Below are 15,942 nucleotides of genomic sequence, written 5' to 3' on the forward strand. Positions count from 1 at the left end.
CGGATCGAGCGGCGTGGAGTGGGCGGGCTGACTGAGCGACGCGGGTGAGCGCCCGGTGCCGTGTGCGCCGGGGAGCCGAACCGTGAGCGGGCCTACTCCGTGTCGCGCTCCGCCACCACCTGAAGCATCTGCTCGGCCTCCGCCCGCCGCTCCCGCGCCGCCTCGTCGTCCTCGCCGGAACCGTCGTACGCCGTCAGCACCGCACGCGCGCGTGCCGCCGCCCGCGCCGGACGGCCCAGGTCGGCCTCCAGCCACCCCGCGGCGAGTTCGGCGCCCGTGCGGCTGTGCAGGGCGTCGTCCCCGAGGGCGGCGAACACCGCGATGGCCCGCGTCACTTGGGACAGTGCCGCCTCCAGCGAGGCCCGGATCGACTCGTCCTCGGCGTCCTCCGCGGCGGACCGTGCGAGGAGGTCGCCGAACTGGCGGTGGGTGTGGCCGAGTTCGGCGGTGAGCCGCTGACGCGCCTCCTGGCCGTCCTCGTGGTCCACGCCGTCGAGCGCCACCACGCACTCCTCGACCGCGCTCGCCATCAGCTCGGCAGCCTTGCCCTTCCCGACCTCCGCCTCCTCCACGCGCAACGCCAGCCACGCGCGTGCGCGCAGGGAGCGGACGAGGCCGTGCAGGTTGCCGAGGGAGCGCCACAGCGCGCCCGCGCGCGCGTAGGCCTGGTCCGCCTCGGTGAGCAGATCCGCGTGGCCGAGCGACTCGGCGGCGAGGTGGGCGAGCGTGGCGTGGTCGTGCTGCTCGGGCCAGTGCCGGGCGATCTCGGCGGCCTGCAACCGGCGTTCGGCCGCCTCGCGGTGCTCCCCGAGCTCGCTCAGACAGTCGCCGAGCCACCACTGCGTCTGGACGACCGCCCCGTCGCCGTGCGTCTCGGCGTTCAGATCGGGCAGCGCCGACTCCAGCACCTCGGCGGCCTCGGCGAACCGCCCCTGCCGCAGCAGCAACCCGCCGAGCTGCTGCCGCGCCCAGGCCCCCAGCGTGCGGCTCTCGCCCGCCTCGTCGGCCCAGTGCGCCGCCTGAAGGGCGTGCTCGGCGGCCTCCTCGGACAGCCCCCGGCCGCCGAGCACCTCGGCCAGCTGGAGGTGCAGCTGGGCCCGCCCCGGGGCCTCCAGATGCGGTCCGCCGTGTTCCAGGGCCGCCCGCAGCGCGCGCTCGGCCTCCGCGATGTCGCCGAGATGGTGCGCGAGACCCGCCAGCCGTGCCTCGTACTCCACCGCGAACCACGGCAGCCCCGCCCCGACGAACGCCGCCGAGGCCCGCGCGAACAGCTTCGCGGCTCCCTCCACGTCCCCGGTGAGCGCCGCCAGCTCCGCGAGCATGGCCTGCGCCTCCGCGGCCCGCGCGGCGAGCCGTACGTCGTCCTCGCCCTGCCCGTCGACGAGCGCGAGCACTTCACGGGCGGCGGTCTCGGCGTCGGCGACCACGGCTTCTCCCGCACCGCCCTCGGCCGCCTCGTGCACCCGCCGCATCAGAATCCGTGCCCGGCTCATCAGCACGGCCGCGGTCTGACGTACGCCCGTGCCGTCCTCGGCGTACAGGGCGAGGACGCGGTCGTACAGACCGGTGATCACCGTGAGGGCCTGCGGCACCTCGCCCGTCAGTGCGCGTACGTACGCTCCACGCGCGCGTGCCGCCAGGGCCTCCCCGGGGTCGCCCGCCTCCGCGTACAGCTCGGCGGCCTCGGCGAAGAGACCGATGCCCTCGGGGCCCAGGTCCATCGCCCGGTGGTCGGCGATCTCCGCGCGGTCGAGGGCGTCCAGCTCGACGCCCTCGGCGGCCCGCGAGACGGCCGCCCAGGCCTCGATCGCGTTCGGCTGCAGGGTGTCCGACAGCCGCCGTGCCTCGGCGATCAGCGCGGGCAGGTCGGACTCCCCGTCCTGCCGCACCTCGGCGACGGCCGCCACGGGCACGGGCGTCGGCCGGGCCGCCGTGCGCACCCCCAACGGCAGCCGCTCCACCAGGGGTCGCTGCTCCATACGCGCGCGTGCCCGCTCGCTGACGTGCGCCGTGCCGTTGCGCTCGTCGAAGCGCGCGGCCAGCGCGAGGGCCTCCTCGCGCGCGTGGGCGGCGAGTTCACGGGCGGTCCAGGCACGGCCCGTCGGACCGGGCACCTGCTGATCGCCCAGCCCGAGTGCGGTCAGGCGGTCCATGAGCAGGGCCACCACCGCCATGAACTCCAGCTTGCTGCGCGGATGCCCGTCGTCCGTGAAGTACGCCGGCCGCTGCGTGAGCAGCTCCAGGCCACGCGCCTCGTTGCCGGTCAGCGCGCAGAACTCCACGTGGTCCGCGTACGCCCCGCGCATGCTCTCCATGGCCCGTACGAGCCGGAAGCCGCGCAGATGGTTGGCGCGGGCCTCGTCGACGCGGCCCAGGCGCAGCAGCGGCGCCAGGGAGGACGCGAGGACCGTGTGCGGCTCGTGGGCGCACATGAACTCGCCCTCCAGGACCGGCCGCCACAGCCGCAGCGCCTCGGCGTCCCGGTCCCGTGCCACCTGCCACCACCCCTGCCCGTGCAGCTCGCACGCGTGGCAGTCGGCCATGGCGTCCCGGTCGGCCGCCAGCCAGGCCGTGTACGCACGCTCCGCGCGCGGGACGTCACCGACATGCGCCGCCACGCTGAACTCGGCGCTGCGCACGGCCCGTTCGGAGTGCCCGGCGAGCCGGTAGCGGTGCTCCATCTCGCCGAGCCACTTCTCGATCGAGGCCAGCGGGACGTGCGGCTGGTCGAGCATGCCGGACGACATCCACTTGAAGACCCAGTGCAGCGAGTGCGTCTCGTACGCGTCGAAGTCCTCGGGCCGCTCGTCCCACACGCGCAGCAGACGCGCGAAGGGGACGAACATCTTGTCCTTCTCGGAGCTGTAGTTGTAGACCTTCAGCTGGTGTCCGAGCGCCTCGATCACGGCCAGCGGGATGCTCAGCTTCTCGGCCTCGGCGAGCAGCTGCTCCGCGCGCGCGTTGCGGGCGGGACCCTCCGGCTCCTCGGAGTTCTCCGCCATCGCCCGGCGCAGCGAGTCGAAGTCCGCGATCCCGTCGGTCCCGCCGATCCCGCTCATGAGCGGCCCTCCTCGCCGTTCGTGGCCCACTCCAGCAGGCCGATGAAGGCCCGGTTCAACAGTGCCGAGTCCGCCGGCCTGAGCGGGCGCTGCGCCATCAGCAGCGCCTGCCCGTACAGGGACTCGGTGGCGGTGCCGATCAGCTCCGGATCGCCCAGTGAACTGATCCGCCGGACCAGTGGGTTGAGGTGGTTGAGCACGAGACGCGCGCGTGGCGTGCTGCCGCGCAGCGAGCCGAGGATGCCCGCCCACAGGTCGTCGGCCTGCTCCTCGGCGTCCGCGCGCGCCTGCTCGTGGCGGGCCGCCCGGTCGTCGAGGTGCAGCGCGGGCACGGACAGCGGATGGAAGGCGCGCAGGACGACGTCACAGCCCAGGGGGTCGAGCTTCGCCCGCGCGGCCGCCAGGAAGCCCGACAGCGCCAGCTCCTCGGCCGGGTCGACGGCGTCCAGATGGGCGGTCACGGTGTCCGCGTCCAGCTCGGCCACGACCGTTCCCGGGCGCACCGAGGGCAGCGCCTCGACGAGCTCGCTGTCGTACGTGTAACCGCCGTTGATCACCCCGACGCCCTGCGCGGACGCGATCGGCGCGACCTGGCGGTACTCCTCGACGGTCCGCGTGAAGTGCACCACCGGGTGCCGCTGCGCGAACTCCTCCAGGGACAGCCGGCCGTCGGTCGTCTCGAAGGGCAGCCACGGCAGCATCGTGCGCAGCATCTCCTTGTCGTGCCGTGCGAGGGACTTCACGCCCAGGTGGTGCACGGACAGGAAGGCCGCCAGCCGCTCCGGATCGCCGCCGGCCAGCCCCGTCAGCCAGGACCGGATCCTTTCGCCGAGCGCCTCCCGTACGGCCGCCAGCGTCTCGTCCTCGTACAGCGACTCGCGCGAGGCCGTGGGCCGCAGGCTGTCCGTGTCGAGCACGCACCGCACGAAGAACGCCCAGTCCGGCAGCAGCTGTTCGGCCCGCTCGGTGAGCAGCATGCCCTTGAGGTGGACGCGATGACCCGCCCGCTGGGCCGGGCTGACCGCCGAGGGAAGGACGTACGCCACGCCCCGGATCCCCGCGAGCGGCACGTCCAGCGCGATCGAGTCCAGCGGGGTGAAGCCGAACAGGTCATGGCAGTGCCGGGCCAGCGCCACCCGTCGGTTGGCGGGGGAGGGGTACGGCCGGTCCCAGGGCGCGGGCAGGTCGGTGACCGCCTCGTCGCCGACCCGGACGTCGTACGGCAGCAGCGAGCCGAAGTCCCGCGCCAGCGCCAGGACCCGGTCCTCGGCCAGCCACTCGGCGGCCCCGGCCCGTGCCACCAGGTGCACGGTGGTGCCCGGTTCGGCGCGGGCGTCGTCCGGCAGCGTCCGCACGGTGTACGAACCGTCGTCCGTCGCGGTCCACTCCACGGGCGGCGCGTCCGGCGTACGGGCACTGCGGCTGACCACCCGGATCCGCTCGGCGACCACGAAGCAGGCCAGCAGACCGATACCGAACTGCCCCAGGAAGTCGGACCGGGCCTCCTGAAGCCCCTCGGCACGCTTGGAGCTGCGCCCGATCGTCGCCAGCAGGTTGTGCACGTCGGCCTCGGTGAGCCCGACCCCGGAGTCCTCGACCCGCAGGGCGCCTCCGTCGGCGTACAGCCGCACCTTGGCCGGCGCGCCCGGCTCCTCGGCGCGTCTGGCGGTGATGGCGTCGACGGCGTTCTGCAGCAGCTCGCGCAGATAGACCTTCGGGCTGGAGTAGAGGTGATGGGACAGCAGGTCCACCAGACCGCGCAGGTCGACCTGGAACGTATGAGGTGGCTGGGACGGCTGAGGTGCCTGGGATGACTGTGAGGTCTGGGAGTCCATCGTCGCAGCGCCGTTGGGGGGACTTGGCGACGGCGCGGGGTCGGGCGGTCCCGGTGAGGCGGTGACCGCGAAAGGATGGCCGGAGCGCGCCATCCTAGAGCCGGAACGAACCGTCTGACCAGGGGTTTCCGGGACGTTTACCTGGACGGCCGCCGCGACCTCTACGGCATTGTCAGTGCCGTGGTGTGGAATGGATCTCGTGCCCGCACTGGAAGAACCACTGAAGAAAGTGCTCGGCCCTCCCACCGCGAAGGTGATGGCCGAGCACCTCGGCCTGCACACAGTCGGCGACCTGCTGCACCACTATCCGCGCAGATACGAGGAGCGCGGCCAGCTCACCCACCTCGCCGACCTCCCCATGGACGAACACGTCACGGTGGTCGCCATGGTCGCCGACGCCCGCCTGCACACCTTCGCCTCCGCCAAGGCGCCCCGCGGCAAGGGCCAGCGCCTCGAAGTCACGATCACCGACGGCAGTGGCCGCCTCCAACTGGTCTTCTTCGGCCACGGCGTTCACAAGCCCCACAAGGAGCTGCTGCCGGGCACACGCGCGATGTTCGCGGGCAAGGTCTCCGTCTTCAACCGCCGCCTGCAACTGGCTCATCCGGCATACGAGTTGCTGCGCGGCGCCGACGACCAGGCTGCGGAGACGGTCGAGACCTGGGCAGGCGCCCTGATCCCCCTCTACCCCGCCACCGCCAAGCTGGAGTCCTGGAAGATCGGCAAGGCGATCCAGACGGTCCTGCCCAGCGCCCAGGAAGCGATCGACCCCCTCCCGGACGCCCTGCGCGAGGGCCGCGGCCTGGTCACCCTCCCCGAGGCCCTCCTCAAGATCCACCGCCCGCACACCAAGGCGGACATCGAGGACGCCCGCTCCCGACTCAAGTGGGACGAGGCCTTCGTCCTCCAGGTCGCCCTCGCCCGCCGCCGCCATGCCGACGCCCAACTCCCGGCGGTCGCCCGCAAACCCAGCCCCGACGGCCTCCTCACGGCCTTCGACGACCGGCTGCCCTTCACCCTCACCGAGGGCCAGCAGAAGGTCTCGAAGGAGATCTTCGACGACCTGGCGACCGAGCATCCGATGCACCGGCTGCTGCAGGGAGAGGTTGGATCGGGTAAGACGATGGTGGCGCTGCGCGCCATGCTCGCCGTCGTCGACGCCGGCGGCCAGGCCGCGATGCTCGCGCCCACCGAAGTGCTGGCCCAGCAGCACCACCGCTCCATCGTCGAGATGATGGGCGAGCTGGCCGAGGGCGGCATGCTGGGCGGGGCCGAGAAGGCCACGAAGGTGGTCCTGCTGACCGGGTCCATGGGAGCGGCGGGCCGTCGGCAGGCGCTGCTCGATCTCGTCACCGGCGAGGCCGGGATCGTGATCGGCACGCACGCGTTGATCGAGGACAAGGTGCAGTTCCACGACCTGGGCCTGGTCGTGGTCGACGAACAGCACCGCTTCGGCGTCGAACAGCGAGACGCCCTGCGCGGCAAGGGCAAGCAGCCACCCCACCTGCTCGTCATGACGGCCACGCCCATCCCGCGCACGGTCGCCATGACCGTCTTCGGCGACCTGGAGACCTCGGTCCTGGACCAGCTCCCGGCCGGCCGCTCCCCGATCGCCAGCCACGTCGTCCCGGCGGCCGACAAGCCCCACTTCCTGGCCCGCGCCTGGGAGCGAGTGCGCGAGGAGGTCGGCAACGGCCATCAGGCGTACGTCGTCTGCCCGCGCATCGGGGACGAGGAGGACGACCCGAAGAAGGCCGGCAAGAAGAAGTCCCCCGAGGACGAGGCCGAGAAGCGCCCGCCGCTCGCCGTCCTCGACGTGGCGGACCAACTGGCCAAGGGGCCGCTCCAGGGCCTCAAGGTCGAGGTCCTGCACGGCCGAATGCACCCCGATGACAAGGACGCGGTCATGCGCCGCTTCGCCGCGGGCGAGACGGACGTCCTGGTCGCCACGACGGTCATCGAGGTCGGCGTGAACGTCCCGAACGCCACCGCCATGGTGATCATGGACGCCGACCGCTTCGGCGTCTCCCAGCTCCACCAGCTGCGCGGCCGCGTCGGCCGTGGCTCGGCGGCGGGCCTGTGCCTCCTCGTCACCGAGATGCCGGAGGCCAGCGCGGCCCGCCAGCGCCTCAATGCGGTCGCCTCCACCCTCGACGGCTTCGAACTCTCCCGCATCGACCTCGAACAACGCCGCGAGGGCGATGTCCTGGGCCAGGCCCAGTCCGGCGCCCGCACCAGCCTGCGGATGCTGGCGGTCATCGAGGACGAGGAGATCATCGCGGAGGCGAGGGAGGAGGCGGTGGCAGTGGTCGCGGCGGACCCGGAGCTGACCGACCTCCCAGGCCTACGGACGGCCCTGGACGCCCTTTTGGACGAGGAGAGGGAGCAGTACTTGGAAAAGGGGTGAGGGATGCCAACCCAGGGGCGCGGGGCTGTACTCCATATGCGGCTACCGCCGCGCGGGCGCGACCAGCCACACTGATACCTAAAGCCGCCCACAACCAAGGACCACAGATGACCCGCGTGATCGCCGGCGCAGCCGGCGGACGTCGCCTGGCAGTCCCCCCAGGCACCGGCACCCGCCCCACCTCCGACCGCGCACGCGAAGGTCTCTTCTCCACCTGGCAGTCCCTCCTCGGCGGCCCCCTGAACGGCGAACGCGTCCTCGACCTCTACGCCGGCTCGGGCGCCGTAGGCCTGGAGGCCCTCTCCCGCGGCGCCGGCCACACCCTCCTCGTCGAGGCCGACGCCAGAGCCGCCCGCATCGTCCGCGAGAACGTGAAGAATCTCGGCCTCCCCGGCGCCGAGGTGAGGGCAGGCAAAGCCGCACAGATCATCCAGACACCGGCACCGACAGAGCCGTACGACATCGTCTTCCTCGACCCCCCGTACGCCGTCACGGACGACGATCTTCGCGAGATTCTGCTCACACTCCGCTCAGGGGGCTGGCTCGCGCCGGAGGCGCTCGTCACCGTGGAGCGCAGCACCAGAGGCGGCGAGTTCGGGTGGCCGGACGGTTTCGAAGCGATCCGGGCCCGTCGCTACGGCGAGGGAACGTTTTGGTACGGTCGCGCCGCCTCTACGTGCGAAGACGCACGATGACCGGACCGGAGAGCGAGGGATCACAAGTGCGCCGCGCCGTCTGTCCCGGGTCGTTCGACCCGATCACCAACGGACACCTCGACATCATTTCTCGTGCCTCCAGGCTGTACGACGAGGTCTACGTCGCAGTCATGATCAACAAGGCCAAGAAGGGCCTGTTCGAGGTCGACGAGCGGATCGACCTGATCCGCGAGGTCACCGCCGAGTACGGGAACGTCCGAGTCGAGGCCTTCCACGGCCTCCTCGTCGACTTCTGCAAGCAGCGCGACATCCCGGCGATCGTCAAGGGCCTGCGCGCGGTCAGCGACTTCGACTACGAGCTGCAGATGGCCCAGATGAACAACGGCCTGTCGGGCGTGGAGACGCTCTTCGTGCCGACCAACCCCACCTACAGCTTCCTGTCCTCCTCCCTGGTCAAGGAAGTGGCGACCTGGGGCGGCGACGTCTCCCACCTGGTGCCGCCGATCGTCCTGGAGGCCCTGAACAAGCGTCTGCGCAAGGACTGATGGGGCTACAGTCGTCCCGTCCGTCTCCAACACAGCTGTAGAGAGTGGCGAGCACAGGTGGACGTGCAGAAGAAGCTCGACGAGATCGTCGCCTCGGTCTCCGGCGCCCGGTCGATGCCCATGTCGGCCTCGTGCGTGGTCAACCGCGCCGAACTGCTCGCGATGCTCGAACAGGTCCGTGAGGCCCTGCCCGGCTCCCTCGCCCAGGCCCAGGAGCTGATCGGCGGCCGGGAGCAGATGGTCGAGCAGGCCCGCCAGGAGGCGGAGCGGATCGTCCAGGGTGCCCACGCCGAGCGCGGCTCCCTGATCTCCGACACCGAGGTGGCCCGCCGCTCCCAGGCCGAGGCCGAACGCATCCTCGCCGAGGCCCGCAAGGACGCCGAGGACATCCGCGCGGAGGCCGACGACTACGTCGACTCCAAGCTCGCCAACTTCGAGGTCGTCCTCACCAAGACCATCGGCTCGGTCGGCCGGGGCCGCGAGAAGCTCCTCGGTACGGGTCCCGGCCTGGACGAACAGGGCTACGCGGACGAGGACGCCCCCGAGCGCAGCCACGACCCCGAGACGCTGCGCCGCGACGCGGACGCCTACGTCGACACCAAGCTGGGTGCCTTCGAGGCGGTCCTCACCAAGACCCTGGAGGCCGTCGGCAAGGGCCGCCAGAAGCTGCACGGCCGTATCGCCACCGACGACCTCGGCTCCCTCGCCGACGACGCCACCACCGTCCAGCACTCCAGCGACGCCGACTACCTCGCCGACCTCGCCGCCCTCGCGGAGCGGGACACCCCGGCGGCTCCGGCGGCCCCGTCCGAGCAGCCGGCCGTACCGGCGCAGCCGCAGTACGACCCGCAGGTCGCGCAGCCGGCGTACGGCTACCAGCAGCAGGGCGCGGATCCGTACGGCGGCTACCAGCAGGGCTACGGCGGCCAGCAGGACGCCTACGGCTACCAGCAGGCCGACCCCTACGCCTACCAGGGCTACGCCCAGCAGGCCGCCTACGACCCGAACCAGGCCCAGCACCAGGTCCCGCAGCAGACCGCGCAGGACAACCAGGGCTATGCCCTCGACGAGACCAGCCTCTTCGACACGAGCATGATCAGTGCGGAGCAGTTGCGGGCCTACGAGCAGGGGCGCGGCCAGTAGGCCACCACCGGATTGGGCCGTGAGCGAAAGGTCCAGTATCCTGGCTCTTCGGTCGCGCGTACGTCCGCGATCAAAGCTGCCCGGGAACACCGCAGGGCAGTGACCCTCTGAGCTCAGCAGATCGAAAGCAGGAATGGCGTGACAGCCCGCCTCGACCACCGCAACCCTCTCGTGTTCGACACACACGAGCTGGGCCGGCGGCCCGGTGCGCTGCAGCGCCTGACCCGCGAGATCGACGCCCCCAAGGACTTCGGTATCCAGGGTGTCGTCGGAGTGCCGGAAGGCGCCCCGGTGGAGCTCGAACTCCGGCTTGAGTCGGTCATGGAAGGGGTGCTTGTCACAGGCACCGCCCGTGCACAGGCCAAGGGGGAGTGCGTAAGGTGTCTGGAGCCGCTTCAGCTCGACGTCGAAGCGGAATTCCAGGAGATGTTCTCGTACCCTGACGCCGACGACCGGGGCCGCGTTCACCACGCGGAGCCGGGCGACGACGCCGAGGACGACGAGGACAGGCTCTTTCTCGAGGACGGCATGTTCGACCTCGAACCCGTGCTGCGTGATGCGGTGGTGCTCGCACTGCCGATGCAGCCGGTGTGCCAGGAAGACTGCCCGGGACTGTGCGCCGAGTGCGGCGTACGCCTCGCGGACGACCCGGACCACCACCATGACGCCGTCGACATTCGTTGGGCGGCACTGCAGGGACTCGCCGGTTCACTCGGAGACGGCGAGAAGGACGAGATGAGCGGCGCCGAACCGGGCGTCGACGAGAAGCAGGAGAAGTAGCCGTGGCTGTTCCGAAGCGGAAGATGTCGCGCAGCAACACGCGCCACCGCCGGTCGCAGTGGAAGGCTGCGGTCCCCACCCTGGTTGCGTGCGAGCGCTGCCACGAGCCCAAGCAGCAGCACATCGCGTGCCCCTCGTGCGGCACCTACAACAAGCGCCAGGTCCTCGAGGTCTGAGCGGCTGGTGAGAGGCACTGTGTCCACGCCTAAGAAGAACGCAGCGGACAACCAGGCCTCGTCCCACACGCTGTTGGAAGGGCGGCTCGGGTACAAGCTCGAGTCCGCCCTTCTGGTGCGTGCGCTGACCCACCGTTCCTACGCGTACGAGAACGGCGGTCTGCCGACCAACGAGCGCCTGGAGTTCCTCGGGGACTCCGTCCTCGGCCTCGTGGTCACGGACACGCTGTACCGCACCCACCCCGATCTGCCCGAAGGCCAGCTGGCCAAGCTGCGGGCCGCGGTGGTCAACTCGCGTGCGCTGGCGGAGGTCGGTCGTGGCCTCGAACTCGGCTCCTTCATCCGGCTCGGCCGTGGTGAAGAGGGCACGGGCGGCCGGGACAAGGCGTCCATCCTCGCCGACACCCTGGAAGCGGTGATCGGCGCGGTCTATCTCGACCAGGGACTGGACTCGGCGGCGGAGCTGGTGCACCGCCTGTTCGACCCCCTGATCGAGAAGTCCTCGAACCTCGGTGCCGGCCTGGACTGGAAGACCAGTCTCCAGGAGCTCACCGCGACCGAAGGGCTCGGCGTGCCCGAGTACCTGGTCACGGAGACCGGCCCCGACCACGAGAAGACCTTCACTGCTGCCGCCCGCGTCGGAGGCGTCTCGTACGGCACCGGCACCGGCCGCAGCAAGAAGGAGGCGGAGCAGCAGGCCGCGGAATCCGCGTGGCGGTCCATCCGGGCCGCGGCGGACGAGCGAGCCAAGAAGGCGAAGGCGGCAGCGGATGCCGCCGAGCCCGAGCCCGATGCCGAGGCGCCCGATGCCGACGCGTCGTCGGCCTCCGCCTGACCGAACAGCGCGATCCGAGCGCCCGCCCCAGCCAGGTCATGGCCATGGGGCGGGCGCTCGGCCCTTACCCGCCAGGTGTGTACGGGGGATCCCATGCCCGAATTGCCCGAGGTCGAGGTCGTCAGGCGCGGCCTGGAGCGATGGGTCGCCCATCGCACCGTCGCCGACGCCGAGGTGCTGCACCCGCGTGCCGTACGCCGTCACCTCGCTGGCGCCGACGACTTCGCGCACCGCCTCAAGGGCCACCGCGTCGGCACACCGAGCCGCCGCGGCAAGTACCTGTGGCTGCCTCTGGAGGACACGGACCAGTCGATCCTGGCGCACCTCGGTATGAGCGGCCAGCTGCTGGTGCAGGCGCACACCGCGCCCGACGAGAAGCACCTCAGGATCCGGGTGAGGTTCGCGGACGCCCTCGACACCGAGCTGCGCTTCGTCGACCAACGCACCTTCGGCGGTCTGTCGTTGCACGACAACACCCCCGAGGGACTGCCCGACGTCATCGCGCACATCGCCCGCGACCCGCTAGACCCGCTCTTCGACGACGAGGCCTTCCACCAGGCCCTGCGCCGCAAGCGCACGACCATCAAACGGGCCCTGCTCGACCAGTCGTTGATCAGCGGCGTCGGCAACATCTACGCGGACGAGGCCCTTTGGCGCGCCCGCCTCCACTACGACCGCCCGACCGGGACCTTCACCCGCCCGCGCAGCCTCGAACTCCTGGGCCACGTAAGGGACGTGATGAACGCCGCCCTCGCGGTGGGCGGCACCAGCTTCGACAGCCTCTACGTCAACGTCAACGGCGAGTCGGGCTACTTCGACCGGTCACTGGACGCGTACGGCCGTGAGGGACTGCCGTGCAAGCGGTGCGGTACGCCGATGCGCCGACGGCCCTGGATGAACCGGTCCAGCTACTTCTGCCCGAAGTGTCAGAGGGTGCCGCGAGCCTCGTCGTAGCGTCGCCGTGCATCGAGCACGTCGTCCATCTGCCCCTCCACGAAGTGGATGAGGCCCAGCAGCCGCTCGGCGATCCCACGCCCCAGTGCCGTCAGCTCGTAGTCGACCCGCGGTGGGTTGGTCGGCTGGGCCTCGCGGTGCACCAGGCCGTCCCGCTCCAGGGCGTGCAGCGTCTGGGACAGCATCTTCTCGCTGACGCCGTCGACACGGCGGCGCAGCTCGTTGAAGCGCAGCGAGCCCTCGTACAGGGCGCCGAGCGTGAGCCCGCCCCAGCGACCGGTGACGTGCTCCAGCGTGCCGCGCGAGGGGCAGGCCTTGGCGAACACGTCGTACGGGAGGTCCTGCGCCTCCGTGCGCTCCTGCGTGGTGTCCATGGCGCTAGCGTACTCGCAGGCAGCGCTAACCGGGAGGTTGCACTAACCAGAAGTTAGTGCTTTCCTTTGGTCATCGCCAGTGAGCTGCCTATTTCAGGAGCACGTACGTGACCACCCCTGTTGTCTCCATCGCCTACCACTCCGGCTACGGCCACACCGCTGTCATCGCCGAGGCCGTGCGCACCGGTGCCGTCGAGGCCGGTGCCGAGGTGCACCTGATCAAGGTCGACGAGATCACCGAGGAGCAGTGGGCGACCCTCGACGGCTCGGACGCCATCGTGTTCGGCTCGCCGACCTACATGGGCACCGCGTCCGGCGCCTTCCACGTCTTCGCGGAGGCCACCTCGAAGCGCTGGGCCGAGCAGGCCTGGACGGACAAGCTGGCCGCCGGCTTCACCAACTCCGCCTCCAAGAGCGGCGACAAGCTGCACACCCTGCAGTTCTTCCAGATCCTGGCCGCCCAGCTCGGCATGCACTGGATCAACCTTGGTCTCCTCCCCGGCTGGAACAACAGCGCGGGATCCGAGAACGACCTCAACCGCCTCGGCGTCTTCACCGGCGCCGCCGCCCAGACCAACGCCGACCAGGGCCCGGAGGCCGTTCACAAGGCCGACATCGCGACGGCCGAGCACCTCGGGCGCCGGGTGGCCGAGACGGCGAAGGTGTTCGCGCACGGGCGCGCCGCGGTCGCCGCGTAGGCGACGGGGGTACGACGAGGGGCTCCCGCCCGGTCACCGGATGGGAGCCCCTCGCCGTACGTGCTGCTAGTACCCGAAGTCCTGCGTCCACCAGGGCCCGCCGGAGCCGAAGTGCACGCCGACCCCCAGCGTCTTGAAGTCGCAGTTCAGGATGTTGGCCTTGTGGCCCGGGCTGTTCATCCAGGCCTCCATCACCGCCGCCGCGTCGCCCTGGCCGCGGGCTATGTTCTCGCCGCCGAGGTCGACTATGCCGGCCTGCGCGGCCCGGTCCCACGGGGAGGCCCCGTCGGGGTCGGTGTGGTCGAAGAAGCCCCGCTCGGCCATGGCCTCGCTGAAGTCCTGGGCCAGGTCGGCCAGCGCGCTGTTGGCGGAGACCGCGCTGCAGCCCACCTTCGCGCGCTCCTCGTTGACCAGGCTCAGCACCTCGGCCGCGGCGGCCGACTGCGCGGACACGGCCACGGGGTCGGTGGTCTTCTGCTTCTCCGGCTTCTTCTCCGGCGCCTTCGTGGCCGTACGGGAAGGGGTTTCCTTCGGCTTCTGGCTGGGTGTCGCCGACGGCTTCTTCGACGGGGTCTTCGTCGGCGCGGCCGACGACGTCGACGGGGCCGGCGAGGTGGGCCGCCGGACGTCGCGGCTCGTCGAGCCGCCGTCCTCGTGGCTCTCGGCGCTGCCGGAGGTGCCGCCCTGCTCGCTGGGGGCGTTTGTCGGGGTGTCCGCGGCCTGCACCTTGTCCGAGCCGCTGCCTCCGCCGAGCTGGTAGTTCTGGATGCCGGGCACCACGCCCGTGGCGACCGCGACGGTGCCCAGAGCGACCGCGGCGGAGACGCCGAGCAGTCCGGTCTTCACCGGCACCGCGGCCCTCTTCTTACGGCGACGGTGCGAGCCGCCGGGTCGCCGCGAGCCGGCGTCCGGCGTGAAGCCGTCGCTGTGGAAGACCGCGGTGGCCGGGCCCCCGTCGGAGCCGTTCATGGACGCGGCGTCGCTCGGGAAGGTCGTGGGGCCGGTGATCCGGTCGTAGTCGTCGTCCGAGGCGAAGAGGTAGGCGTCGCTCTTCGCGTAGGCCTCGGCGTACGCCTCCGGGTTCAGATAGGGCGCGATGCCCATCGTGGGTCTGTCACTCGCGTACGAGTCCAGGGGGTCGTGGCTCTCCGTATAGGAGCCGTCCGTGTGTGTGACCCCCGTGGCGCGGCCCCTGGCGGCGCGGCCGGCGGCGGAGCGTCGGTGGCGTCCCATGTTCTGGCCTTCCTCGTCCGTGCGGTCTCAAGATCCACACAGAACTCACTCGATCGTGTGAGTTTCATATGGGATTCATTGGGTGGGGACGGTACCGCATGGCGCCCGGGGAGGAAGTGCCCGGAGAGACATTGGCCCGTTAGGTTGCAGTCATGAGCGAGGATGTGCGACTGGTCGCCTGGGTGCGTGGACGCGTCCAAGGTGTGGGTTTTCGCTGGTTCACGCGGGCCAAGGCCCTCGAGATCGGCGGCCTGAGTGGTTTTGCTCTCAATTTGGACGACGGACGCGTCCAAGTGGTCGCGGAGGGCGCGCGGACGGGCTGTGAGGGACTTCTGGACTGGCTTCAGGGCGACGACACGCCCGGGCGGGTGGACGGTGTCACCGAGATCTGGGACACACCTCGCGGGGGTTACGACGGCTTCGCGATCCGCTGAGCGGATTCTGTAAAGCGGGCCTGGCACAAGCGGAGGGATCTGCCACCGGCAACTGCCCCGAGCAGAAAGAAGCAGGTGGTTGCCAATAACCCCCTTGCGGTGGCAGGCTCCGCACATAAGGATGATCGCCACGCCCCGAGGGGCCCGCAGGAGTCGTCGCCCCGCCGCTTTCCGGCCGTGCGCCCCCGGGTTTCCCGCCGATACGGGGCGTGATCGTGTTGACCGTCAAACTTTTTGGTGAGACGCTGAAAGCCCCGCGCACCTTAGCTGTTTGGCATGGCTGAACGGCAGCACAACTGCAGGCCTGCCAAGCAACCGCGGGTGCGATTCCCTCACGACCCACACCGCTTCGGTCGGTCACTCAGTGTGGAGGACCATCCATCATGGCAAAGGCGCTTCTCGGTTACGTCGGCGGCTCCGACCCTCGACTCCTCGCCGAGATGCGACGGCTCCAGCAGCGTGTCCAGGACCTGGAATCCGAGCTCGGACGGATCCAGGCGGAGAACGACGCGCTGACGGCTGCCGCTTCTCACGACAGGATCATGGAGAGCATCGACGCACACCAGGCGGAGCCTGCGCTCACCTGATCACTGCATCGCTCCACAACAGCACCAGCAGTGGTTGGGCGGCCCGTATCAACCGCTAAGTTCAACCACTAAGTTGTCAAACGGCTGGCCAGTCAGCCGAAAGAAGTTGCAAGGGACGCTTCGGCGTCCCTTCTTTCTTGCCCCCGACTTAATGCCCCGCGCATCCTTTCACCCTCTTTAACGTCTGGTGTGCCCTGCACGTTCACCGGTGAAACCGTGGGTTCAT

Annotated in this window: 15 protein-coding genes; 11 read left to right on the forward strand and 4 right to left on the reverse strand. The window is 70.7% G+C overall.

The features are described 5' to 3' along the window. Window positions 1–92 precede the first annotated feature (92 nt). On the reverse strand, window positions 93–3,059 hold the full coding sequence (locus tag ACIA8X_RS20685; protein WP_399458843.1) for a tetratricopeptide repeat protein: 2,967 nt from the start codon (window positions 3,057–3,059) through the stop codon (window positions 93–95). After that, window positions 3,056–4,894 carry an HSP90 family protein gene (locus tag ACIA8X_RS20690; protein WP_399458844.1) on the reverse strand — a complete coding sequence of 613 codons (1,839 nt, stop codon included), beginning with the start codon at window positions 4,892–4,894 and terminating at the stop codon, window positions 3,056–3,058. Before ACIA8X_RS20690 ends, ACIA8X_RS20685 begins: the two co-directional genes overlap by 4 nt. A 190-nt stretch (window positions 4,895–5,084) precedes the next feature. Here ACIA8X_RS20690 and recG point away from each other — a divergent pair, with 190 nt between their 5' ends. From recG to mutM, 8 genes are all read left to right on the forward strand, one after another. Beyond that, window positions 5,085–7,301, forward strand: a complete 2,217-nt coding sequence (gene recG / locus ACIA8X_RS20695; protein ID WP_393450633.1) for an ATP-dependent DNA helicase RecG — start codon at window positions 5,085–5,087, stop codon at window positions 7,299–7,301. 107 nt (window positions 7,302–7,408) lie between these two features. After that, window positions 7,409–7,996, forward strand: coding sequence for a 16S rRNA (guanine(966)-N(2))-methyltransferase RsmD (gene rsmD / locus ACIA8X_RS20700; RefSeq protein ID WP_399458845.1), 588 nt, complete (start codon window positions 7,409–7,411; stop codon window positions 7,994–7,996). A gap of 26 nt (window positions 7,997–8,022) precedes the next feature. After that, window positions 8,023–8,502, forward strand: coding sequence for a pantetheine-phosphate adenylyltransferase (gene coaD / locus ACIA8X_RS20705; RefSeq protein ID WP_393451117.1), 480 nt, complete (start codon window positions 8,023–8,025; stop codon window positions 8,500–8,502). Between the two features lie 57 nt (window positions 8,503–8,559). Beyond that, window positions 8,560–9,645, forward strand: coding sequence for a cell division initiation protein (locus ACIA8X_RS20710; RefSeq protein ID WP_393450627.1), 1,086 nt, complete (start codon window positions 8,560–8,562; stop codon window positions 9,643–9,645). Between the two features lie 138 nt (window positions 9,646–9,783). After that, window positions 9,784–10,425, forward strand: coding sequence for a YceD family protein (locus tag ACIA8X_RS20715; protein WP_393450624.1), 642 nt, complete (start codon window positions 9,784–9,786; stop codon window positions 10,423–10,425). 2 nt (window positions 10,426–10,427) lie between these two features. After that, entirely contained in the window at window positions 10,428–10,601 is a 174-nt protein-coding gene (rpmF, locus tag ACIA8X_RS20720; protein ID WP_003951102.1) for a 50S ribosomal protein L32, read from the forward strand. Between the two features lie 7 nt (window positions 10,602–10,608). Further along, window positions 10,609–11,436, forward strand: a complete 828-nt coding sequence (rnc, locus tag ACIA8X_RS20725) for a ribonuclease III (RefSeq protein WP_393450621.1) — start codon at window positions 10,609–10,611, stop codon at window positions 11,434–11,436. Window positions 11,437–11,529: 93 nt separating this feature from the next. Continuing rightward, window positions 11,530–12,390 (forward strand): bifunctional DNA-formamidopyrimidine glycosylase/DNA-(apurinic or apyrimidinic site) lyase, encoded by an 861-nt coding sequence (mutM, locus tag ACIA8X_RS20730; RefSeq protein WP_393450618.1) that lies wholly within the window; start codon window positions 11,530–11,532, stop codon window positions 12,388–12,390. On the opposite strand, the gene ACIA8X_RS20735 is transcribed toward mutM, so the two are convergent. After that, window positions 12,363–12,764 carry a winged helix-turn-helix transcriptional regulator gene (locus tag ACIA8X_RS20735; protein WP_393450615.1) on the reverse strand — a complete coding sequence of 134 codons (402 nt, stop codon included), beginning with the start codon at window positions 12,762–12,764 and terminating at the stop codon, window positions 12,363–12,365. The genes mutM and ACIA8X_RS20735 overlap by 28 nt on opposite strands. A gap of 107 nt (window positions 12,765–12,871) precedes the next feature. Between ACIA8X_RS20735 and ACIA8X_RS20740 the strand changes: the two genes are divergently transcribed. Then, window positions 12,872–13,462, forward strand: a complete 591-nt coding sequence (locus tag ACIA8X_RS20740) for a flavodoxin family protein (protein WP_393450612.1) — start codon at window positions 12,872–12,874, stop codon at window positions 13,460–13,462. A gap of 66 nt (window positions 13,463–13,528) precedes the next feature. Here the strand turns inward: ACIA8X_RS20740 and ACIA8X_RS20745 are convergent, their stop codons facing one another. After that, entirely contained in the window at window positions 13,529–14,695 is a 1,167-nt protein-coding gene (locus ACIA8X_RS20745) for a CAP domain-containing protein (RefSeq protein WP_393450609.1), read from the reverse strand. 152 nt (window positions 14,696–14,847) lie between these two features. On the opposite strand from ACIA8X_RS20745, the gene ACIA8X_RS20750 reads away from it, so the two are divergent. Further along, on the forward strand, window positions 14,848–15,129 hold the full coding sequence (locus ACIA8X_RS20750; protein WP_393450606.1) for an acylphosphatase: 282 nt from the start codon (window positions 14,848–14,850) through the stop codon (window positions 15,127–15,129). A 383-nt stretch (window positions 15,130–15,512) separates the two neighbouring features. Continuing rightward, the gene (locus tag ACIA8X_RS20755; RefSeq protein ID WP_030048901.1) at window positions 15,513–15,716 is read left to right on the forward strand and encodes a hypothetical protein; all 204 of its coding nucleotides are present in this window, start codon (window positions 15,513–15,515) and stop codon (window positions 15,714–15,716) included. Window positions 15,717–15,942 lie beyond the last annotated feature (226 nt).

The organism is Streptomyces sp. NPDC051738, assembly GCF_044453205.1.
GTDB lineage: Bacteria > Actinomycetota > Actinomycetes > Streptomycetales > Streptomycetaceae > Streptomyces.

Bases quoted from the DNA above. Each gene is read 5' to 3' on its own strand.
- ACIA8X_RS20755 (WP_030048901.1), top strand. From the start codon at position 15,513: ATGGCAAAGGCGCTTCTCGGTTACGTCGGCGGCTCCGACCCTCGACTC.
- ACIA8X_RS20685 (WP_399458843.1), bottom strand. From the start codon at position 3,059: ATGAGCGGGATCGGCGGGACCGACGGGATCGCGGACTTCGACTCGCTG.
- ACIA8X_RS20690 (WP_399458844.1), bottom strand. From the start codon at position 4,894: ATGGACTCCCAGACCTCACAGTCATCCCAGGCACCTCAGCCGTCCCAG.
- rsmD (WP_399458845.1), top strand. From the start codon at position 7,409: ATGACCCGCGTGATCGCCGGCGCAGCCGGCGGACGTCGCCTGGCAGTC.
- ACIA8X_RS20750 (WP_393450606.1), top strand. From the start codon at position 14,848: ATGAGCGAGGATGTGCGACTGGTCGCCTGGGTGCGTGGACGCGTCCAA.
- ACIA8X_RS20735 (WP_393450615.1), bottom strand. From the start codon at position 12,764: ATGGACACCACGCAGGAGCGCACGGAGGCGCAGGACCTCCCGTACGAC.
- mutM (WP_393450618.1), top strand. From the start codon at position 11,530: ATGCCCGAATTGCCCGAGGTCGAGGTCGTCAGGCGCGGCCTGGAGCGA.
- ACIA8X_RS20745 (WP_393450609.1), bottom strand. From the start codon at position 14,695: ATGGGACGCCACCGACGCTCCGCCGCCGGCCGCGCCGCCAGGGGCCGC.
- recG (WP_393450633.1), top strand. From the start codon at position 5,085: ATGGATCTCGTGCCCGCACTGGAAGAACCACTGAAGAAAGTGCTCGGC.